Annotated in this window: 16 protein-coding genes and 1 pseudogene; 3 read left to right on the top strand and 14 right to left on the bottom strand. The window is 68.7% G+C overall.

Features of this window, described 5'->3' with window-relative positions; all coding sequences use genetic code 11:
* Window positions 1–15 precede the first annotated feature (15 nt).
* From GKO32_RS34325 to GKO32_RS34295, 7 genes are all read right to left on the bottom strand, one after another.
* Window positions 16–1995, bottom strand: a complete 1980-nt coding sequence (locus GKO32_RS34325) for an alpha-1,4-glucan--maltose-1-phosphate maltosyltransferase (RefSeq protein WP_154761091.1) — start codon at window positions 1993–1995, stop codon at window positions 16–18.
* 168 nt (window positions 1996–2163) lie between these two features.
* The gene (gene glgX, locus GKO32_RS34320; protein ID WP_154761085.1) at window positions 2164–4284 is read right to left on the bottom strand and encodes a glycogen debranching protein GlgX; all 2121 of its coding nucleotides are present in this window, start codon (window positions 4282–4284) and stop codon (window positions 2164–2166) included.
* A gap of 45 nt (window positions 4285–4329) precedes the next feature.
* Window positions 4330–6042 carry a malto-oligosyltrehalose trehalohydrolase gene (treZ, locus tag GKO32_RS34315; RefSeq protein ID WP_154761084.1) on the bottom strand — a complete coding sequence of 571 codons (1713 nt, stop codon included), beginning with the start codon at window positions 6040–6042 and terminating at the stop codon, window positions 4330–4332.
* The gene (gene treY / locus GKO32_RS34310; protein WP_154761083.1) at window positions 6039–8282 is read right to left on the bottom strand and encodes a malto-oligosyltrehalose synthase; all 2244 of its coding nucleotides are present in this window, start codon (window positions 8280–8282) and stop codon (window positions 6039–6041) included. Before treY ends, treZ begins: the two co-directional genes overlap by 4 nt.
* On the bottom strand, window positions 8279–10408 hold the full coding sequence (glgX, locus tag GKO32_RS34305) for a glycogen debranching protein GlgX (protein WP_312869049.1): 2130 nt from the start codon (window positions 10406–10408) through the stop codon (window positions 8279–8281). Before glgX (GKO32_RS34305) ends, treY begins: the two co-directional genes overlap by 4 nt.
* A 10-nt stretch (window positions 10409–10418) precedes the next feature.
* Window positions 10419–12353, bottom strand: a complete 1935-nt coding sequence (gene malQ / locus GKO32_RS34300; RefSeq protein WP_312869047.1) for a 4-alpha-glucanotransferase — start codon at window positions 12351–12353, stop codon at window positions 10419–10421.
* Window positions 12354–12413: 60 nt separating this feature from the next.
* Window positions 12414–13004, bottom strand: coding sequence for an HdeD family acid-resistance protein (locus GKO32_RS34295; protein WP_154761082.1), 591 nt, complete (start codon window positions 13002–13004; stop codon window positions 12414–12416).
* 99 nt (window positions 13005–13103) lie between these two features.
* On the opposite strand from GKO32_RS34295, the gene GKO32_RS40005 reads away from it, so the two are divergent.
* Together GKO32_RS40005 and GKO32_RS34290 are read left to right on the top strand one after the other, a co-directional pair.
* Complete coding sequence (locus tag GKO32_RS40005; protein WP_312869045.1) at window positions 13104–13499, top strand: MFS transporter; 396 nt, start codon at window positions 13104–13106, stop codon at window positions 13497–13499.
* Complete coding sequence (locus GKO32_RS34290; RefSeq protein WP_281354466.1) at window positions 13460–14323, top strand: MFS transporter; 864 nt, start codon at window positions 13460–13462, stop codon at window positions 14321–14323. Before GKO32_RS40005 ends, GKO32_RS34290 begins: the two co-directional genes overlap by 40 nt.
* Here the strand turns inward: GKO32_RS34290 and GKO32_RS34285 are convergent.
* From GKO32_RS34285 to GKO32_RS34260, 6 genes are all read right to left on the bottom strand, one after another.
* Window positions 14259–15107, bottom strand: a complete 849-nt coding sequence (locus GKO32_RS34285; protein WP_312869043.1) for an LLM class flavin-dependent oxidoreductase — start codon at window positions 15105–15107, stop codon at window positions 14259–14261. The genes GKO32_RS34290 and GKO32_RS34285 overlap by 65 nt on opposite strands.
* 19 nt (window positions 15108–15126) lie before the next feature.
* The gene (gene pntB / locus GKO32_RS34280) at window positions 15127–16554 is read right to left on the bottom strand and encodes a Re/Si-specific NAD(P)(+) transhydrogenase subunit beta (protein ID WP_312869042.1); all 1428 of its coding nucleotides are present in this window, start codon (window positions 16552–16554) and stop codon (window positions 15127–15129) included.
* 14 nt (window positions 16555–16568) lie between these two features.
* Window positions 16569–18098, bottom strand: a complete 1530-nt coding sequence (locus GKO32_RS34275) for a Re/Si-specific NAD(P)(+) transhydrogenase subunit alpha (RefSeq protein WP_312869041.1) — start codon at window positions 18096–18098, stop codon at window positions 16569–16571.
* 240 nt (window positions 18099–18338) lie between these two features.
* Window positions 18339–19244, bottom strand: coding sequence for an NAD-dependent epimerase/dehydratase family protein (locus GKO32_RS34270; protein WP_154761081.1), 906 nt, complete (start codon window positions 19242–19244; stop codon window positions 18339–18341).
* Window positions 19244–20146: an alpha/beta fold hydrolase gene (locus tag GKO32_RS34265; protein WP_154761080.1), complete on the bottom strand. Its 903-nt coding sequence runs from the start codon at window positions 20144–20146 to the stop codon at window positions 19244–19246. The genes GKO32_RS34270 and GKO32_RS34265 overlap by 1 nt, the downstream gene beginning before the upstream one ends.
* A 37-nt stretch (window positions 20147–20183) precedes the next feature.
* On the bottom strand, window positions 20184–20924 hold the full coding sequence (locus GKO32_RS34260) for an SDR family NAD(P)-dependent oxidoreductase (protein ID WP_154761079.1): 741 nt from the start codon (window positions 20922–20924) through the stop codon (window positions 20184–20186).
* A gap of 93 nt (window positions 20925–21017) precedes the next feature.
* Here GKO32_RS34260 and GKO32_RS34255 point away from each other — a divergent pair, with 93 nt between their 5' ends.
* Window positions 21018–21641, top strand: a complete 624-nt coding sequence (locus GKO32_RS34255; RefSeq protein WP_312869039.1) for a TetR/AcrR family transcriptional regulator — start codon at window positions 21018–21020, stop codon at window positions 21639–21641.
* 176 nt (window positions 21642–21817) lie between these two features.
* Here the strand turns inward: GKO32_RS34255 and GKO32_RS40800 are convergent.
* Window positions 21818–21911: pseudogene (locus GKO32_RS40800) on the bottom strand (IS982 family transposase); the annotation flags it as partial.

Raw genomic sequence — 21911 nt, 5'->3', positions numbered from 1 at the left:
GTTCGTCGTTGTGCTCTAGCCGGCGAGGCGGCGCTGCAGGCTGACCACATGCGCCACGGCCCGCCACGGTTCGAGTCGTATGTAGTTGGCCTGACCCCAGTCCCAGGTTTCGCCGGTGACCTCGTCGTGCGCGATCACCCGGTCATGCCAGCCGAAACCGAGCGCGGGCAGGTCGAGCCAGAGGGTGCCTTCCTCGGCCCCGTACGGGTTCAGCGTGGCCACGACGACGACGGTGTCGCCGGTCGCCGGGTCCTGTTTGGAGTATGCGATCAGACCGCCGTTGTCGACGTGCTCGAAGCGTAGGCTGCGCATCTGCTGCAGCGCCGGGTGGGCCCGCCGAATGGTGTTGAGCTTGGTGATCCACGGTTCCAGCGACCGGCCCTGCGCGAGCGCGCCGGAGAAATCGCGCGGGCGCAGCTCGTACTTCTCCGAGTCGAGGTACTCCTCGCTGCCGTCACGCACCGGCTGGCATTCGTAGAGCTCGTAACCGGAGTACACACCCCACGTCGGGGACATCGTCGCCGCGAGCGCCGCGCGCAACGCGAACATGCCGGGCCCGCCACGTTGCAACGACTCGTGGAGGATGTCCGGGGTGTTCACGAACAGGTTGGGGCGCCCCATATCCCAGTGCCGCACGAGATCCACGCCGAAGTCGACGAGTTCGTCCTTCGAGGTGCGCCAGGTGAAATACGTGTAGCTCTGGGTGAAGCCGAGCTTTGCCAGCCCCCACAGCCGGGCCGGGCGGGTGAACGCCTCGGAAAGGAACAGCACGTCCGGATGTGCGTCCTTGACCGTGGAGATCAGCCAGGCCCAGAAGTCCGGCGGCTTGGTGTGCGGGTTGTCCACCCGGAAGATCCGCACCCCGTGCTCGACCCAGTGCAGCACCACCCGCAGCACCTCGTTGTAGAGGGCCTGCGGGTCCTTGTCGAAGTTGATCGGATAGATGTCCTGGTACTTCTTCGGCGGGTTCTCCGCGTAGGCGATCGTGCCGTCCGGCCGCGTGGTGAAGAACTCCGGGTACTTGCTCACCCACGGATGGTCGGGCGCGGCCTGCAGCGCGAGATCGAGCGCGACCTCCATGCCGAGTTCTTCCGCGCGGGCCACGAACAGGTCGAAATCGGCGATCGTGCCGAGCTCCGGGTGGATCGCGTCATGCCCGCCCTCGTCGGACCCGATGGCCCACGGCGAACCGACATCGTGCTCGTCGGCGACCACGGAGTTGTTGTGCCCCTTGCGGTTCACGCGCCCGATGGGATGAATCGGTGGCAGGTAGACGACGTCGAAACCCATCCGCGCGATGCGGTCGAGCTCCTTCGTCGCGGTCTCGAACGTGCCGTGCACGGGCTTGCCATCGGCGTCCCAGCCACCGGTGGAGCGCGGGAAAAACTCGTACCACGAACCGAATGCGGCGCGCTCGCGGTCCACCCACAGCCGCACCGGCTTGCCCTTGGTGACCAGTTCGCGCACCGGATACTCGTGCATCACGTGCTGGACATCCTTCGACAACGCGGGCCCGACGCGTTCCGACAGCAACCGCACCGAATCCCGCAGCGCCGCGGATGCGCTGGCCAGCAACGCGCGCTCCCGGCGGCGATCCGGCCGGCGCGACACCCGGTCCAGCAACCGTGCGCCGGTTTCCAGATCGTTCGCCAGCTCCTCGGCGGTCTGCCCGGCGCCGATCTTCACCTTCACGTTGTGCTGCCACGTCGCCCACGGATCACTCCACGCGTCCACGCGGAACGTCCACAGTCCTTCACCGTCGGGGACGATCGTCGCGGTGAAGCGGTCGAGACCCTCGCCGGTCTCGGCCATCCTGGTGCGGCGGGCGACGCGATCGTTCGGACCTCGCCAGGTGACGGTCGCGGCGACGGCATCATGCCCTTCGCGCCAGACGGTCGCGGAAACCGGGACGTGCTCACCGACTACGGCTTTGGCCGGGTACTGGCCACAGCTCACCAGTGGGGTCACGTCGTCGATGCCGAGCCGGCCGGTCATCGGCAGCGCCCCTCTCATAGAACTCGATCGTGGAAGCCGCGGCCACACGCAAAAAACTGGGTACGACATACCCGGCCGCAGACAAGCGCAAACCTATCGGTTGTCACTTTCTGCCGCCGCGCGACTCCTGTCCAGTGTGAGCACCGAGTAGTAACCGGCGTGTCACTTTCAGCGGGGTGCGCGCAACAAAAGCAGCGATCGAGCCGGCAGCGTCAGCCGGCTGCCCGGCTCCAGCGCAAGGGACTTTTCCGGTATGCCGTCAGGGGAATTGGTGTCGAGCATCGGTTCGAACGACTCGCCGAACGCGACGCCGGGCAGGGTGATCTCCACCGGCGCGGCACCGGCGTGCAGGCACAGCAACCACGAGTGGTCCGGGATAAGTTCACCCTCGCGGGTGCGCGACTGGCTGTTCGATCCGTCGATCCACATGCCGAGCGTGCGGCGATCGTCGTCGAACCAGTCCTTCTCGGTCATCTCCGTCGCGTCCGGCCGTAGCCACAATAGATCCGGTGTGCCACTGGGGGTGGTGCGGCCTTCGAAGAACTCCGGCTGGCGCAGTGCCGGGCTTTCGGCGCGCAGGCGGATCAACCGCCGCGTGAACTCGAGCATCGACTCGGACTCCGCCCCACCCGCCCAGTCGACCCAGGACGTCTCGTCGTCGAGGCAGTAGGCGTTGTTGTTGCCGTGCTGGGTGCGCCACAGGTCGTCGCCCGCCGTGAGCATCGGGGTGCCGGTGGACAGCAGCAGCGTCGCGAGCAGGTTGCGGGCCTGGCGCCCGCGCACGGCGTTGATCTCCGGATCGTCGGTCGGCCCCTCGGTGCCGTGGTTCCACGAGCGGTTGTCATTCGTGCCGTCGCGGTTGTCCTCGCCGTTGGCCTCGTTGTGCTTTTCGTTGTAGGACACCAGGTCCCGCAGGGTGAACCCGTCGTGCGCGGTGATGAAGTTGATCGACTGCCACGGCCGGCGCAGGCCGTGGTCGTACAGGTCCGACGAGCCGGACAACCGGAAGGCGAGGTCGTCCACCCGGACCGTGCCGCGCCAGAAATCGCGCACCGTGTCCCGGTAGCGGCCGTTCCACTCGGCCCACTGCGCGCCGAAGGCGCCGACGCGGTAGCCCTCGCCCGTAACGTCCCACGGCTCGGCGATCAGCTTGCAGCGCGAGAGCACCGGGTCGGTGGTGATCGCGGTGAGCATCGCGGAATCCCGGTCGAAGGCGCCACCGTGCGGGCGGCCCAGCGTGCTGGCGAGGTCGAAGCGGAACCCGTCGACGCCCATCTCGGTGGCCCAGTACCGCAGCGAGTCGGTGACCAGCCGGATCACCGTGGGGGAGCCGGCTTGCAGTGTGTTGCCACAGCCGGTGAGGTCGAAGCCGCCGCCGCGCGGGCCGTGCAGGTAGTAGGCGGGCGCGTCGAGGCCGCGGAAACTCAGCGTCGGGCCCTCGAAACCGCCTTCGCAGGTGTGGTTGAAGACGACGTCCATGATCACTTCGATGTTGACCGCGTGCAGCGCGGCGACCATCGTGCGGAACTCCTCGACCTCGCGGCCGGGCTCGCTCGCGTACCCGGCGTGCGGGGCGAAGTAGCCGAGCGGCGAGTAGCCCCAGTAGTTGCGGCGGCCGGTCCGCACGAGGTAGGGCTCCTCGGTGAACCAATGCACCGGCAGCAGTTCGACGGCGGTGACGCCGAGGCGCAGCAGATGCTCGATGACCACCGGGTGCGCCAGGCCGAGGTAGGTGCCGCGCAGGTGGGCGGGCAGGAACGGGTGCTGCTGGGTGAATCCCTTGACGTGCAGCTCGTAGATGACCGTCTCCTCGAACGGCACCTCGGGCTTGAGCCCGGTGTCCGGACCGCCGTGCGAGCCGACGACCGACAGCGGCACGCTGCCCAGCGAGTCCACTTTGGACGGTTTGCCGTGCATGGGGTCGCCGACGTAGCCCAGCGCCGCGTCCAGATCGGTCAGCGCGCCGGTGAGGTGCGTGGCATACGGGTCGACGAGCAGCTTGGCGGGATTACACCGCAGCCCTTGGTGCGGGGCATACGGGCCGTGCACGCGGTAGCCGTAGCGCTGACCGGAGGTGACGCCGGGGACCAGGCCGTGCCAGACGCCGAAGGTGCGCTCGGTCAGCTCGACGCGCCGCTCGGTGCCGTCATCGGCGATGAGGCAGACTTCGACGGCCTCGGCGACCGTGGACGTGACCGCGAACCGGACGCCGCCTCCCTCGGGATGCGCACCCAGCGGGAACGGGCGCCCGGCGAGGACGGGTGTGTCGGCGGACGGTCGGATGGCCATCTTGCGATCTTCTCAGTTCGGTACGACATTCCGCACACGCCCAGGTCAGGACGCCAGTTCCAGCAGCACGAACGTCTCCGGAGGCAGGGCAGCGGCGCTGCTGGACGCGGTCGCCTCGCCCCAGGACAGCAGGATGCCGGCGGTTTCGCCGTCCAGCGGCACGGTCACCGGCTCCTCGCCGAGGTTCACCGCCAGCCGCAGACGGCCGCGGTGCAGGACCAGCCAGGAGCCCTCCGTGCGCACCGTCAGGTGGTCCAGTGCCGGGTCCGTCAGCTCGGCGCGGTCTCGCCGGAGTGCGATGAGGGACCGGTACAGCGCCAGCATTTCGCGGTGGCCCGGCTCGGAAACCTCCGCCCAGCGCAACCGGGAGCGCTCGACCGTCGCCGGGTCGATGGGGTCCGGCACGTCGGCCTCGCCCCAGCCGTGGCGGGCGAACTCCCGGCGGCGGCCCGTGCGCACGGCCTCGGCCAGCTCCGGATCCGGGAACGACGCGAAGAACTGCCACGGCGTACTCGCCGCCCACTCCTCGCCCATGAAGATCATCGGTGTGTACGGCGAGCAGAAGACGATCGCGGCACCGCAGGCCAGCCGGCCCGGTGACACGGTGGCGGACAGCCGGTCGCCGGTCGCGCGGTTGCCGATCTGGTCGTGGTTTTGCAGGTAGGCCAGGAACCGGTGGCCCGGCACGGTCCGCGTGTCCACCGGGCGGCCGTGCGTGCGGCCGCGGAACGACGACCACGTGCCGGCATGGAAGAAAACCTCCCGCAGCGTGCGGGGGAGTGCATCGGGCGCGGCGAAATCCGCGTAGTACCCGCTCGTTTCGCCGGTCAGCGCCACGTGCAACGCGTGGTGCAGATCGTCGGACCATTGCGCGTCCAGGCCGTAGCCGTGCGCTTCGCGGGCGGTGACCAGCTTCGGGTCGTTCAGGTCCGACTCCGCGATCAGCGTCAACGGCCGGCGCACCGCGGCGGAAAGCGCTTCCACCTCGACCGCCAGCTCCTCCAGCAGATGCGTGGCGCGGCGGTCGGCCAGCGCGTGCACCGCGTCCAGCCGCAGCGCGTCCATGTGGAAGTCCCGCAGCCACCCGAGCGCGTTGTCGATGACGTACCGCCGGACCTCGTCGGAACCCTCGCCGTCGAGGTTGAGACCCGGACCCCAGTCGTTCTGCCCGGCGAAATACGGGCCGAACCGGTCCAGATACGCGCCGGACGGGCCGAGGTGGTTGTAGACGACGTCGAGCACCACCGCGAGACCGCGCCGGTGACAGGCGTCGACGAACCGTTTGAACCCGTCCGGCCCGCCGTAGGGTTCGTGCACGGCGCCCCACAGCACGCCGTCGTAACCCCAGCCGGCCGTGCCATCGAACGAGTTCACCGGCAGAACTTCGACGAACGTGACGCCGAGATCCGCCAGATAGTCCAGTTTTCCGATCGCCGAGTCGAACGTACCGCCCTCGGTGAAGGTGCCGATGTGCAGCTCGTAGAGAACCCCGCCGGGCAGCGCGCGGCCCGTCCACGCCTGGTCGGTCCATGCGAACGCGCCGTGGTCGTAGCCGCGGGAAGGTCCGTGCACGCCTTCGGGCTGCCACCGTGAGCGTGGGTCCGGCAGCGGATTTTCGTTGTCCCCCAACAGGAACGCGTAGTCGGTGCCACTCGCGTCCGCGTGCCACCACTCGCCGTCACGGGTCATCTCGTGGTCGGTGCCGTCCACCCGGACCCGGACGCGCTCGTGCGCCGGCGCCCACACCCGGAACGTCATGCTTCTCCTCGCACCAGCAGTGCCACGGGATAACGGGACAGCAGCGACGAAAGCTCCGGCACGGCGGGCGCACCGGTCAGCACATCGGTCCACGAGCCGGGCGGCAGCGGCAGCACCGTGTCCCGCCAGCCACCCGAAGCCGTGAGCGTGACCGGAAGCCTTGTCGCGACGACGACCAAGCCGGTGCGCGCGAACGCGACGGCATGCGCGGCGGCCGGTCCTTCGGCGTGCAATGGTTGGTAGCCATGGAAAAGCTCCGGCCGCTCGCGCCGCAGCGTCAGTGCCTTGTGCACGACGAGCAGCTTCGCCGCGCCGGTGTCGTCGATCTCCGGCAGCTCTCCCGCCCGGATCTTCTCGAGCATCTCGTGCCGCAGGCCGTAGTCGACCGCACGCCGGTTGTCCGGGTCCACAAGGGACAGATCCCACAGTTCGGTGCCCTGGTACACATCCGGCACGCCCGGTGCGGTCAGCTGGATCAGCTTCTGCCCCAGCGAGTTCGACCAGCCGGGCCCTTTGATCCGCTCGACGAACGCCTCGACGTCCGGGTCGTCGAGCACCCGTGACGGCCAGGCCGCGATCTCCGCCTCGAAGGCTTCGTCGTGCTCGGTCCACGTGGTGCGGATCTTGGCTTCCTTGGCGGCCTTGTCCAGATACTCATGCAGCCGGTCGGCCGTGATCGGCCAGGCGCCGACGAGGGTCTGCCACGCCAGCAGGTTCAGCGCGGGCTCGTCGATGCCGTGCTTTTCCGTCCACCGCTCGACCGCGTCCGCGAACTCGTCCGCCAGCTCCGACAGGACCGCCAGCCGGGCCCGGACGTCCTCCGATCGCTTGGTGTCATGCGTGGTCAGCGTCGTCATCGTCGCGGGATGCCCGGCCTCGCGAGCGGCGGCCAGTTCGTGGAACTCCGGTACGCCCAGCCCGAAATGATCGGGTGACCCGCCGACCTCGTTCAGCGCGGCGAACCGGGTGTACCGGTAGAACGTCGTGTCCTCGGTGCCTTTCGCGACGACCATGCCGGAGGTCTGCTGGATCCGCGTCGCGAGTTCACCACGCGGATCGGTGCGCAGCAACCGGTCGATCGTGTCCACTGTGGACGCCAGGTCCGGCCGTTTCGATTTGACCCGCTCGACCGCGAGCGCCCAGTGCGCCGATCCTTCGGGCAGGTACGAGCGGTACACCGGGAACGCGATCATCAGCTCGGCCACCGCTTCGGGGCCGTGGGGCGCGGGCACCAGCGCGCCGATCCGCCGCATCTCCGCGACCAGGATCGTGTCGGTGACCAGGCGCCGCGCCTCTTCCTCGACGGCCGGGTAGTCCGGCGAACCGGCCAGCAGCGAAAACCGGGGCGCCGCCACGGGATCGACGAAAACACCGGTGATCTCGCGCAACGCGTCGTACCCTGTCGTGCCGTCCACCGGCCAGCTCTGCGGCAGATTCTCGCCCGGGTGCAGGATTTTCTCGACGACGAGCCACGCGTCCGGTGCGCCGGCACGCAAGGCGCGCAGGTAGCCACCCGGGTCGGCGAGGCCGTCCGGATGGTCGACACGCAGCCCGGTCACCTCACCCGCGGCGACCCAGCGCAGCACTTCTCCGTGCGTCGCCTGGAAAACCTCGGGCAGCTCGACGCGCACCGCGGCGAGCGTGGTGATGTCGAAGAACCGCCGGTAGTTCAGCTCGGTGTTACCGCGGCGCCAGTGCACGAGTTCGTAGTGCTGACGCGCGTGCACCTCATCCGGCGTGCCGCCCTCGGTGCCCGGCGCGAGGGGAAACCGATGGTCGTAGTAGACGAGTTCGTCACCCTCGACGGTCAGCTCGGCCGTCAGGTCGATGCTGTCCCCGAGTACCGGCAGCACGATGCGGCCGCGGCTCCAGTCGATGTCGAAATAGGACGCGTACGCCGAGGACTGCCCGTGCCGCAACACGTCCTGCCACCACGGGTTCGGCACCGCCATGTGGTTGGGCACGATGTCCACGACGAACCCCAGCCCGGCCTCACTCAGCTTCGCGGCCAGCGCCCGCCGTCCGTCCTCACCGCCCAGCTCGGGCCGCGCCCGCGTCGGATCGACCACGTCGTAGCCGTGGGCCGAACCGGGCGCCGCGTCCAGCACCGGCGACGCGTAGAGCGCCCCGGCACCGAGCTTGCGCAGGTAATCCACCTGGCGCAAGGCATCGGCGAAGGTGAACTCGGGACGCAGTTGGAGCCGGTAGGTCGAACTGGGCTGGGTCGGGCCGGGAGTCATTCCTCGTCCCGTTCGACCCGCTGCAGCACCATCAGCGACCGGGCCGCGAGCGTGACCTGTTGGCCCGCCGCGACATCCGGCTCCGCGGGTTCCTCGATGATCTCGCCCTTGGCCGTGTCGATCATGATCGCCCACTCCGCGCCGTACTCGCCGTCCGGAATGGTCAGCTCGATGTCCTCGTAATGTGCGTTGAACGCCATCAGGAACGAGTCGTCCTTCACCGGCATCCCGCGCGGGTCGAGGTCGGGAATGCCGTCCCCGTTGAGGAACACGACGACGGACTTGCCGAACCCGTCGTCCCAGTTCTGCTCCTTCATCTCGCTGCCGGAGGGGGTGAACCAGGCGATGTCGGCGACCTCGTCGCTCTTGCGGATCGGCTTGCCCTGGAAGAACCGGCGCCGCCGGAACACCGGGTGCCGCCGCCGGAACTCCGCAAGCCTGCCCACGAAATCGATCAGCCGCGGGTTCTGGTCGACCATTCCCCAGTCCACCCACGAGATGTCGTTGTCCTGGCAGTAGGCGTTGTTGTTGCCCTGCTGGGTGCGGCCCATCTCGTCACCGTGCAGGATCATCGGCACGCCCTGGGACAGCAACAGGGTGGCGAGCAGGTTCCGGCGCTGCCGCTCGCGCAACGCGAGGACCTCGGGATCGTCCGTCTCGCCCTCGACACCGCAGTTCCACGAGCGGTTGTCGTTGGCTCCGTCGCGGCCGCCTTCACCGTTGGCGTCGTTGTGCTTGTCGTTGTAGGACACCAGATCCTGCAACGTGAACCCGTCGTGCGCGGTGACGAAGTTGATCGAGGCGAACGGGCGGCGGCCGTCGTCCTGGTACAGATCCGACGAGCCGGCGATCCGCGACGCGAACTCGCCCAGTGTCGCGGACTCACCGCGCCAGAAATCCCTTACCGTGTCACGGAACTTCCCGTTCCATTCTGTCCACAGTGGAGGGAAGTTGCCGACCTGGTAACCGCCGGGGCCGACGTCCCACGGTTCGGCGATGAGCTTCACCCGGCTCACCACCGGGTCCTGCTGCACCAGATCGAAGAACGTGGACAGCCGGTCCACGTCGTAGAACTCGCGGGCCAGCGTGGCGGCGAGGTCGAAGCGGAACCCGTCGACGTGCATCTCGGTGACCCAGTACCGCAACGAGTCCATGATCAGCTGCAGGGTGTGCGGGTTGCGCACGTTGAGCGAGTTCCCGGTGCCCGTGTAGTCCATGTAGTACTGCGGCTCGTCGTCGACCAGCCGGTAGTAGGCCTGGTTGTCGATCCCGCGCATGGACAGCGTCGGGCCGAGGTGGTTGCCCTCGGCGGTGTGGTTGTAGACCACGTCGAGAATGACTTCGATATCGGCTTCGTGCAGGGCGCGCACCATGCCCTTGAACTCCTGCACCTGCCCGGCCTGCTCGGGGATCGCCGCGTAACCCTCGTGCGGCGCGAAAAACCCGATCGTGTTGTAGCCCCAGTAGTTGCGCAGGCCTTTTTCCACGAGCCCGTGATCGGTGATGAACTGGTGCACCGGCATCAGCTCGATCGCGGTCACTCCGAGCTGCTTGAGATGCTCCAGCACGGCCGGATGTGCGAGCCCCGCATATGTGCCGCGAAGCCGCTTCGGCACCGCCGGATGGTTCATCGTCAGCCCGCGGACATGCGCCTCGTAGATCACGGATTCGTTGTACGGCGTGCGGGGCGGCCGGTCGTCGGCCCAGTCGAAGAACGGGCTCACCACCAGCGAATGCGGCACATGCGCGGCCGAGTCCAGGTCGTTGCGCTCGTCGGGGGAGCCGAACGGGTAACCGAACAGTGACTCGTCCCAGTCGACGTTGCCGGAGATCGCCTTCGCGTACGGGTCGAGCAGCAACTTGTTCGGGTTGCAGCGGTGCCCTTTTTCCGGTTCGTACGGGCCGTATACGCGGTAGCCGTAACGCTGCCCGGCGCCGATCCCGGGAAGGTAGCCGTGGTGCACGAACCCGTCGACCTCGGGCAGCACGACGCGTTCTTCCTTGCCGTCCTCGTCGATGAGGCACAGCTCGACACGGTCCGCGGATTCGGAGAACAACGCGAAGTTGGTGCCGACGCCGTCGTAGGTGGCGCCGAGCGGGTAGGCCGTTCCGGGCCAGGGAGGCACGTGCTTCTCCTCAATCTTGCTGCGGGCGGGCGGCCCGCAGCGTGGTGATCAGGCGGCGGACGCGCGAGTGCGCGAAGAACTCGTCGACGGTGACGGGCAAGGGTATCCGCCAGTTCGGATACTCGCTGACCGTGCCCGGCAGGTTCGGCTGACGGCGCTCGCCGAGCACATCCGCCGGTGCGGTGAGCAACAGCCGGGACGACGCGCGGGCGAGCAGTGCGTGCAGCGCCGCCACCATGTCGTCGTGGGAAATACCTTGCTGGACAAGGAAATCGGTGAGTTCTTCGCGTTCCTTCCGCGCCGAGGCGTACTCGCGTTCCACTGACCCGTCGAGCAGACCCAGTTCGGCCCGCACCCGGACGTGCTCGCCGTCGAGCCAGCCGGCCACGGTGGGCAGGTCGTGCGTGGTGATGCTCGCCATGGCCTCAGCATCCCAGCTTCCCGGCGCGATGAACGGATGGCCCGGCAAGTCGTAGTCGCGCTGAAACCACAGCACGGCCGAGCTCAGCACGCCGCGTTCGTGCAAGGTCTCGGTGACCTCGGCCTCCACAGTGCCCAGGTCTTCGCCGACGACCACCGCACCGGCCCGATGGGCTTCGAGCGCCAGCACGCCCATCATCGCCTCGGCGTCGTAGTGCACGTACGTGCCGCGTGACGGCGGCTCGCCCGGTGGGATCCACCACAACCGCCACAATCCGGCGACATGGTCGATGCGCACGCCGTCGGCGTAGCGCAGCACGTTGCGCAGGACGTCACGGAACGGCGCGTAACCCAGCTCGGCCAGCCGGTCCGGCCGCCACGGCGGCAGGCTCCAGTCCTGGCCCTGCTGGCTGAACGCGTCCGGCGGCGCGCCGACCCGGACGTCGGGCGCGAAGGCGTCCCCGAGCGCCCACGTGTCCGCGCCGCCGGGGTGCACCCCGACCGGCATGTCGTGCACGATGCCCACGGGCATGTCCGCGGCGGCCTTCCGTGCCGCGTCGAGCTGTTCGCGGCACAGGTGCTGCAACCAGCCGTGGAACGCGATCCGGTCCGCGAGCTCCACGCGTGCCTTCGCGACCTCGGGACTTCGCGGGTCACGCAACGGCTCAGGCCAGTCACGCCAGTCCGGGCCGTGCTGTTCGGCGAGCGCGCTGAACGTCGCGAAGTCCTCCAGCGCCGGGTCGGGCTCGGGAACTTCCTGTGGCCACAGCATTTCCAGCGCGGCAAGCTTGGCGCGCCACACCGCGTCGTAGTCGATCAGCTCGGCGGAGTCCGGTTTGCGCGCCATGATGCGTTCGCGGGTCGTCTCGTCGGCGGTCGCAAACGCTTTCGTGGCGGTGACCCGCAGGTAGAGCGGGTTCGCGAAGCGGCGGCTCGACGGCGAATACGGCGAGCGTTCGACGGGGTGCGTCGGGCTGATCGCCTGCACCGGGTTCACCAGCAGCACCCCGGCGCCCAGCTCGTCGGCGGACCGGCGGGCCATCACCGCGAGGTCCGCGTAGTCCCCCGCGCCCCACGATTCGTCCGAGCGCAGCGCGTACAGCTGCAGCATCCAGCCCCACGCGGGCGGCACTTCGGGCAGGCGCCGTGGCACGACGGCCACCGTGACGTTCTGTTCCGCGGTGACCACGCGGTGCCAGCCGAGGGGAAGGTCGCCGGGCAGGAACTCCTCGACCGTGCGCCGCGCCCCGTCTTCGAGCTCCACCACGGCCGGGCCGGTTTCGTACCCGGTGCCCTCGCGGAGCACGAGTGTCGGCGGAAGTGCTGTGCGGGCACGGGTTTCGCGCACCGCGGCGAGCTCGCGCCCGATCGCTTCCGGCGTCGAGGCGTCCACCCCGAACTGGGCGAGGACCGCGACGACGACGTCGGTGTCGACGACGACCTCGCGTTGTTCGGCGTTTTCGTAGCGGGTGGCGACTCCGTAAGCGTCGGCGAGGGCGGTGAGGTCAGGGAGATCCGGCTGCACCCGTAAAGCATCGCGGTCCGGCCGGGCCCGCGCTACCGGTGGGCATGGGTGGCGTTGGACTCAGGCGAGCTGATGTGCCCGGCGGAGCATGAGGCTGAACCAGACCGCTCCGAAGCCGCGGACCACGAGGATGATGCCGAGCCAGATGGCCAGCGTCAGGATCGTGATGCCCGGCCACGCGAGCGCGAGGACGCCGATGATCACCGTGACGATGCCCAGCGCGAGCCACAGCCCCCACATCGGCAGTTCGGCGCGCATCGACACCGCCATCATGACCTGCATGATCCCGCCGACGATGAGGCCGATCCCGATGGTCACCGCCAGCGCCAGCAGCGTGATGCCCGGCCAGACGAGCGCGATCACCCCGATGACGATCCACACCGCGCCGAGCGCATAGGCGGCCCAGCGGCGGCGCTGCCGGTCGGCCGTGACCAGCTCGTCGATCCCGTCGACGATCAGCGCGATCGCGACGAGGATGGCCAGTGCTCCGACCGCGGTCGCCAGGTGCACCAGCAGGAGGACCCCGAGCACCACGGTCGCCACCCCGAACAGGGTGACCAGCCACCACCGGCCGGTGACCCTGCGCACGGTTTCCCGCATGCCGTCCGTCGTGCCGAGCCCGAACGGCTTAAAAGACGGATTTGTCACCATGCGCATTGACAGTAGGCAGCTCCCGGGGTGGGCGCCATCACACTCACTCCAACGCGTGCGATGGGTTATTGATTTGCGTGGTTCCGTACCGTCAGGCCGGTGAGGAACGCGCTACTGGACGTCACCCCGCTGCGGTCGTCACCCGTGTTCCGCCGGTTCTGGATCGGCCGCACGTTTTCCGTCTTCGGGAGTCAGCTGACGCTGGTCGCGGTGCTGTTCCAGGTGTGGCAGCAAACGTCGAGCCCGGCCTGGACCGGCGCCGCGGGTCTTGCACAGGCATTGCCGATCCTCGTCTTCGGCCTGTTCGCGGGGTCCATTGTGGACCGTACCGAACGTCGCCGGTTCTACCTCGGCACGCAGGCCGGTCAGGCGGTGTGCTCGATTGTTCTTGCGATACAGGCGTTTCTGGGTCTGTGGCGGGCTCCGGGCCCGCGGGGGGCACCTTCATCCCGCGGTTGCTGCCTCCCGGGCAACTGGGCGCGGGGCTGGCGTTGAACCGGATTTCGTTCCAGGGCGCGATGATGCTGGGCCCGGCCGTTGGTGGTGTCCTCCTGGGCCTGCTCGGCCCCGGCGGTTGCTACACCCTCGACGCGATCACGTTCCTGCTGGCGTTCTACGGCGCGTTCGGCCTGCCGCCCATGCGTCCAGCCGGGGACGCTTCGCGCGCGGGCGTGAAGGGAGTGACCGACGGCCTGTCGTTCCTCCTGCGCACCCCTGTCGTGCGGGGTGCGCTGCTCACCGACCTGGCCGCGACGGTCCTGTCCATGCCGATCAGCCTGTTCCCGCTGATCAACGCCGAACGCTTCGGCGACAACCCGCGGACTTTGGGGCTGTTCCTGACCTCGATCGCCGTCGGCGGGGTCCTCGCGTCGGTCTTCTCGGGGACCTACACCCGGCTGCCACGGCCGGGGCTCGTCATGATCATCGGCGCGGCGGGATGGGGCATCTCGCTGGCGCTGTTCGGGATCGCGCCGAATCCGTGGCTGGGGCTGGGTTTCCTGGTGCTGGCGGGCGTCGCCGACACGGTCTCCGTCATCGCCCGCGGGACCGTGGTGCAGCTCCATACGCCCGACGCGGTCCGGGGCCGGGTCAGCGCTGCCGAGCAGATCGTCGGCATGGCCGGCCCCGACCTCGGGAACCTGCGGGCGGGCCTGGTCGCGAGCGTGACTTCAGGGCCGGCCGCGCTGGTCAGCGGTGGGGTCCTCTGTGTGCTCGCGGTCGTCGCGATTGCCTGGCGCACACCGGCGACAGGGCTCAGAAAACGACCTCGGCGAGGCGGTCGATCTCGGCGAGGTCCGGGGTCCACGGGAACAGGATGAGCTCGTCGGCACCCACCTCTTCCCATTGCGCCACAATGGTTTTGATCGCATCCGGCGAGAAGGAGGCCGCCTGGACGGAGAGTTCCGCGAAATCGGAACCCGCGTAGAAGTCCAGGATGTTCGCGCGGCCGGAATCCGGGTCACCCAGGGTGAAGTAGGCGATCGCGACCAGGCGTGGTGAACCTTCACGCCCGGCTTCTGTCCAGGCTGCCCTCGCCTGCTCGAAAACCGGCGCGAGCATCGCGGCCGGGCCGGCGCCACCGATGTAGCCGATACCCCAGCGCGCCATCCGCTGCATCGTGGCCGGCACCCCGCCGCCCATCAGGATCGGGACCTGACGGGTTCCGTGCGGGACAGCGGGATTCGAGCCGCCGCCGACGGGTTCGCCCGCCCACACATCGTGGAACGTTCGCAGGTCACGGTCGAAGCGCGCGCCACGGCCCTTCATGCCGTACTCCGGCGCCACGAAGTCGTCCGGACGGCCGCCCACCCCCAGTGCGAGGGTGAGGCGGCCGCCGGACACGCCGTCGATGCCGGCCACCTCCTTGGCCAGCAGGGTCGCCGGCCAGGTGGGTGCGAGGAGAACGGCTGGTGTCAGGCCGATCCTGCTCGTCGCCCCGGCCGCCGCCGCGAGGGTGACGGTGTCGGCGACGCCCGGGTACGCGTTCCGCCCGAGTGTGCCGAGCGTGGAAAACCCGGCCTGTTCGGACTTCCCGGCCCACCGCGGGATGACGGTGGGGTCGACGTTGCGGACCTGGTTGGGAAGTCCGATACCGATCTGCACTTGTTCTCCTCGGCTGGTCTCAGGCGGGGACGCGGGCGAGCGCCGTCACGATCTCTTCGACCTTCGTTTTCGCGTCACCGAACAACATCTGGCTGTTCTCCCGGAAGAACAATGGGTTCTGCACACCCGCATACCCAGCCGCCATCGAGCGCTTGAACACGATCACGTTGCCGGCCTCCCACACCCGCAGCACCGGCATACCGGCGATCGGGCTGCCGGGGTTCTCCGACGCGGACGGGTTGACCGTGTCGTTGGCGCCGATGACGAGCACGACGTCCGTACTGGCGAGATCGTCGTTGATTTCGTCCATTTCCAGGACGATGTCGTACGGCACCTTCGCTTCCGCGAGCAGCACGTTCATGTGCCCTGGCAGCCGTCCGGCGACGGGGTGGATACCGAAGCGGACATCGACACCGCGCTCGCGCAGCTGCCGCGTCAGTTCCGCCACCGGGTACTGCGCCTGCGCGACAGCCATCCCGTAGCCCGGCGTGATCACGACCGAGGACGCACCCGCGAGCAGATCGGCCGCGTTCTCCGCCGAGACCTCCCGGTACTCGCCGTAGTCGGTGTCGTCGCCGGCGGGCGCCTCGATCCCGAAGCCGCCCGCGATGACCGAGATGAACGACCGGTTCATCGCCTTGCACATGATGTACGACAGATACGCACCGGAGGAGCCGACGAGCGCACCGGTGACGATCAGCACGTCCATGTTGAGCAGGAAGCCCGACGCGGCGGCGGCCCACCCGGAGTAGCTGTTCAGCATCGACACCACGACCGGCATGTCCCCGCCGCCGATCGACGCGACCAGGTGCCAGCCCAGCGCGAGCGCCAGCACGGTGACCGCGATCAGCAGCCACAGCGCGGGGGAGATGACGAACCACACCGTCAGCGCCACGAACAGCGCCAGCGCACCGACGTTCAGCACGTTCTTGCCCGGCAGCATCAACGGGGCGGACTTGATGCGGGCGGAAAGCTTGAGATAGGCGACAATCGAGCCGGTGAAGGTGACCCCGCCGATGAAGATCCCGATGAACACCTCGGCGTGGTGGATCCCCAGCAGGCTCCCGGTGAACTCGGCCGACGAGCCGCCTTCGACTTCCAGATATCCGTTCCAGCCGACGAGCACCGCGGCGAGCCCGACGAACGAGTGCAGCAGCGCGATCAGCTGGGGCATGCCGGTCATTTCCACGACACGGGCACGCCACAGACCGATGGCACCACCGGCCGCGACGGCGACGATCAGCAGCACGATCCCGATACCCGGCCCCTTGCCCGACGGCGGGGCGGCGACGAGACCGATGGTCGCGGCCAGCGCGATGACCATCCCGGCCACCCCGTAGGCGACGCCGTGGCGGGCGGTTTCGTGTTTGGACAGGCCGGCGAGGCTCAGGATGAAAAGCAGTGCGGCGACCAGATAGGCCGCGGTCGAGATGGAGGTGGCGGACACTTTCCAGTCTCCTTTCAGCTCTTGCGGAACATGGAAAGCATCCGGCGCGTCACGGCGAAACCGCCGATGACGTTGATGCTGGCCAACAGGATCGCGATGGTCGACAGGCTGCGCACGGCGGTGTCGGCCACGCCGACCTGCAGGATCGCGCCGACGACGATGACGCCGGAGATGGCGTTGGTGACCGACATCAGCGGCGTGTGCAGGGCGTGGTGGACGTTGCCGATCACGTAGTAGCCGATAACGACGGCCAGGGTCAGCACGGTGAAATGCTGCGGCAGCGGAGCCGGGGCGAAGGCGTTGATCAGGAACAGCGCCGCCACGCCCAGGCCGACCAGCCCGTATCGGGCCGCCGCGGAAAGCGGTTTCTTCTCCTCCTTCGGCTTCACCTCGGCGGGCACGGCCGCGGCGGGAGCCGCGGAAACCTGCACCGGCGGTGGTGGCCACAGGGTTTCCCCGTTGTGCACCACGGTCAGGCCGCGCTGCACGACATCCTCGAGATCGAGGGTGAGCTGCCCGTCCTTTTCGGGAGTCAGCAGCTTGAGGAGGTTGACCAGGTTGGTGCCGTACAGCTGGGACGACTGCGCGGGCAGACGGCCGGGAAGGTCGGTGTAGCCGATGATCGTGACCCCGTTCGCCGTGGTCACGACCTCACCGGCGACGGTGCCTGCGACGTTGCCGCCCATGGCCGCGGCCATGTCCACGACGACGGAGCCGGGTTTCATCGCCGCCACGTCTTCTTCGGTGAGCAGCCGCGGGGCGGGACGGCCGGGGATCAACGCCGTGGTGATGATGATGTCGACGTCTTCGGCCTGCTCGTGATAGATCTCGGCGGCCCGCTTGTCGTAGTCCTCCGAGGTGGCTTTGGCGTACCCGTCGGACGAGGCTTCCTGCTCCACGTCCACCGCGAGGTACTCCCCGCCGAGCGACTTGACCTGGTCGGCCACCTCGGGCCGGGGGTCGGTGGCACGCACGATCGCGCCCAGCGACGACGCGGCGCCGATCGCCGCCAGTCCCGCCACCCCGGCACCGGCGACGAGCACCTTCGCGGGCGGCACCTTGCCGGCGGCGGTCACTTGACCGGTGAAGAACCGGCCGAACCGGTGCGCGGCCTCGATCACCGCGCGGTACCCGGCGATATTGGCCATGCTGGAGAGCACATCCAGGGACTGGGCGCGGGAAATCCGCGGGACCGAATCCATCGCCAGCGCCGTCACGCCACGCTCGGCAAGTGCCGCGAGCAGCTCCGGATTCTGCGCCGGAGCCAGCAAACCCACCACCGCCGAGTCGGGCTTGAGCCGCCCGACCTCCTCGATGGCGGGACCGTTGACGCGGAACACCACGTCCGCGGTCCACGCGTCGTCCGGCGCGACGATCGTCGCCCCGGCGGCCGTATACGCCTCATCCGAAAAACTGGCCGCGGCCCCGGCCCCGGTTTCCACCACAACCTCGTAGCCGAGACGGATGAGCTGCCCCACCGTCACCGGGGTCGCGGCTACCCGCGTCTCCCCGGCCTTCGTCTCGCGTGTGACTCCGATACGCACGTGGACTGATCCTCTTTCGTGTTGGAGCCCTGGTCAGGATCGGGCTCCCCAGCAGTTAACCGTTCCGAACGCCCGCATTGTCACCCAGATTCCGGGTTTTCGGGGCCTGCGATCTCCAGGTGGTGCGCCTCACTCCTCAATCATGACGGTCGATCGAGGTCCGCGCTTCGAGCACTTGGCGCAAGACGGCATGGCCGGTACGGCACCGTCGCATTGCGATAGTGCCGTACCGGTTTCCGGTCACGAGGCGGCGAGTCGCCTGAGCCGCGGCTCGCCGATCATGCTCAGCATGTCGGTGTGCTGGGGGAGCCAGCCGAGCTCCTGCCGGCTGCGGGGCGCCCGGCTGCGGGCCGACGCGCCGAGAATGAGCGCGCCGAACTCGCCCCACACGTCGGCGGCTTCCTCCGGAGTGAGGCTGCGCGCGGTCACGCCCAGGTCGGCCGCGACCGCCTCGGCGATCCACCGTGGTGGCGTCTCACCCGCCACGGCGTGGTACAGACCACCTGCCGTGCCCTTGGCGATGACCAGCTCGAAGAGGTGTGCGACGTCGTCGATGTGCACGTGGGAGTAGGTGTTGAGGCCTTCCCCGAGGTAGCAGGCCGCGCCGGTCTTGGCGACCGATTGGTAGATCAGCGAGACGTTGCCGTGATCACCGGGGCCCCAGATCATGCCCGGCCGGATCGCGAAGGCACGCACGCCCGAATCGGCCGCCGCCCGCGCCAGGTTCTCCGCCGCGAGGCGGCCGGTGGCGAACGGTTCGACGGTGAACGGCTCGTCCTCGGCGTAGACGTCTTCGCTCCACGAACCGGCGGTGCGCTGCATGAGCACGCCGGTGCCGGAGGTGAACACGAACGTCTTCCCGCTGCCCTTGAGCGCGCCGACGAGGTCCGACGTCAGCTCCTCTTCGGCGCCGGGCTCCATCACTTGGGCGGCGTACACCACGGCGTCGGCCTGCGCCGCCGCGGCGAGCACCTCGCCACGGCCGGCGTCCAGGTCACCCAGCAGCGGTTTCAGGCCGTCCGCCGCGAGCCGATCGGCGGACCCAGCCGAACGAGCGAGGCCCGTGACCTGATTTCCTTGCTGGGCAAGGTGCCGGGCGACCGCGCCACCGACGAAACCCGTGGCGCCGATGACCAGAACGTTCATCAGACCTTCGCCCCCGCATTGGCCAGGAAGTCGGTCAGCTTCTCCACGAACCACTCCGGGGCTTCTTCGGCGACGAAGTGTGAAGTGTCGGCGACGTAGCTGGTCAGCTTCTCGGCATGGGGGGCGAGTGCCTTGATCGTCTGGTCGCCGGTGGAGTCCTTGCCGCCGATGAGCAGCAACGGCGTGGTGATCTTGCCCTTCTCCAGCACGGCAGTGTTCTCGCGGCCGTCTTCGAGCAGCGCGCGGTAGTGCTCGAAGCCACCGCGGGCGCGGTCATGGCCGGTGTAGGAGCGGGCGTAGAACTCGAGCTCTTCGTCGGTGAACGTGCCCGGGGTCGTCCTGGCGCCGAACGTCGCTTGGACGAACTCGAGCTCGTGCCCCGCGAACAGCATTTCCGGGATATGCGGGGCCGCGAAGAACCCGAAATGCCACGAGCCTCCCTTGACGACGTTCATCGAGTCTTCGAGGTCGACGCCGGGAAGGAAGCAGTCCAGGACCACGGCGGCGGTCAGGTCTTCGGGACGGTGCACGGCCCAGGCGAAGGCGACCATGGCGCCGATGTCGTGGCCGACCACGACGATGGGACCGGACAGGCCCAGCCCCTCGACGAGGCCGCGCATGTCCTTGACCTGGTTGGTTTTCAGGTAGCCGTCGGCGGGGCGCTCGCTGGAGCCGGTGCCGCGCAGGTCGGGCACGACGACGGTGTGGTTCTCGGCCAGGGTGGGCATGACCCGTGCCCAGGCGCGCCCGGTCTGCGGCCAGCCGTGCAACAGCACCAGGACGGGCCCGCTGCCACCTACGGCGGCGGAAAGCCGGACGCCATTGGTCTGGACCTCGCGGACGGTGAAGCCCTCGGGAAGCCAGTTGTAGTCGGTGCCGCCCTCAGGCGGGGTTGCGGTCATCGGTACCTCCTTGTATCGGTGTGGTGGGGTGGAGTGCTCAGCCGGGCAGCAGGGTCGGGTCGCCACCGTTGGCGACGATGACGGTGCCGTTGATGTAGCTGCTGTCGGTGTTCACCAGGAACTGCACGACCTTGGCGATCTCCTCGGGCTCACCGATCGTGCCGCGCAGGTTGGCCTTGCCGAGCAGTTCGATGTTTTCGCCGAGCATCGCGGTCGTTCCGGCGGTGCGGGTGGGGCCGGGGGAGACGGCGTTGACGCGAACGCCGCTGGGGCTGAATTCCGTTGCCCAGGAGCGGGTCAGGATCTCGAGCGCGGCTTTCGACGCGCCGTACACGGCGCCGACCGGGGCCGGGGACGTCGCGGCGGTCGCGCTGATGTTGATGACGGCTCCGTGCCCGCGCTCGGCCATGCGGGGCGCCAGCGCGCCGACGAGCAGGAACGGGGCCCGGGTGTTGACCGCGATGTGCCGGTCGAAGCTGTCCACGCTGGTGGCGGCGGTGGGCGCGAACTCGTAGACCCCGGCGTTGTTCACCAGGATGTCCACGTCACCGGCGGCGTCCGCGAGCGCCAGCACCTCGTCGGCGTCGACGAGGTCCGCGGCCACGAAACGCGCGGTGCCGCCCTGCGCGGCGATCTCCTTCACCAGCTGGGAGCCACGCTCGGTGTCGCGCCCGTGCGCGATCACCTCGATGCCGTTGGCGGCCAGTTCGAGCGCGACGGCACGTCCGATGCCGGCGGTCGTTCCGGTGACCAGAGCGGTACGGGAAGCCTGGGTCATGTGGTCAGCTCACTTTCTGGATTATTCTGTCCAAAAAAACGCTACCGGAAATTCTGGATCGTGCAACCCACTCTTTGGGGTTAAGCTGATCACGTGACCGCACCGTCGAAACCCCGCCGCCTGACTCCGAAGGGACAGGCGACCAGGAACCGGATCGTCGACGCCGCAACGGCGCTCATCGCGCGGCAAGGGGTGGCGGGTACCAGCATCGAAGACGTGCGAGCCGAGGCCGGCGTGAGCGGCTCGCAGCTGTACCACTACTTCGAAAGCAAGCAGGAGCTGATCCGGGCCGTCATCACCCGGCACGCCGATCCCACCCTCGACTCCACCCGCCCCAGGATCGAAGCGCTCGACAGTTTCGACGCCCTGCGCGCCTGGGCCGACGCCGCGATCGAACAGCAGCTGGCGAACGACTGCCGCGGCTACTGCAATCTCGGCACACTGGCCGGCGAACTCGGGGTCAGTGACGAGGAGTCCCGCACCGATATCGCGGACGGGTTCCTGCGCTGGAAGGACCTGATCCTCAACGGTCTCAAGGCGATGCGTGACCGCGGTGAGCTACGCGCGGACGCCGATCTCGACGAACTGTCCTACGCGCTGCTCACCGGTCTGCAGGGCGGCGTCCTGCTCACCCAGATCATGCGGGACGTGCGTCCGCTCGAAGCGGTGCTGAACAGCGCGCTCGCCTACATCCACTCATTCGCCACCGCCGCCTGACCCGTCGCCCGCCTCCGCCAGGCCGGTGGCAGCTTTTCCGATTCCGACGGGGGAATCAGCGCGTCGGCCTCACCGTGGACGAGCAACAGCGGTGCGGCGACGTGGTCCAGCGCGTCCAACGGCCGCCATGTGGCGCCGCGGGATGGCTCTAGACGGTTGATTCCGTGAAGTTGGTGTTAGTGGTCGTAGGCGGTGAGTGATCGTTTGCTGGTCAGGCCGGTGTTCCAGTTGTGCCAGATGCTTGCGGCCATGGAGAGGAGGCGTTGGGCG

It is taken from the genome of Amycolatopsis pithecellobii (assembly GCF_009707865.1).
In the GTDB taxonomy this organism is placed as follows: Bacteria; Actinomycetota; Actinomycetes; order Mycobacteriales; family Pseudonocardiaceae; genus Amycolatopsis_E; species Amycolatopsis_E pithecellobii.
The sequence above is the reverse complement of the archived record's forward strand: the minus strand, read 5'-3'. Positions and strand labels throughout refer to the sequence as shown.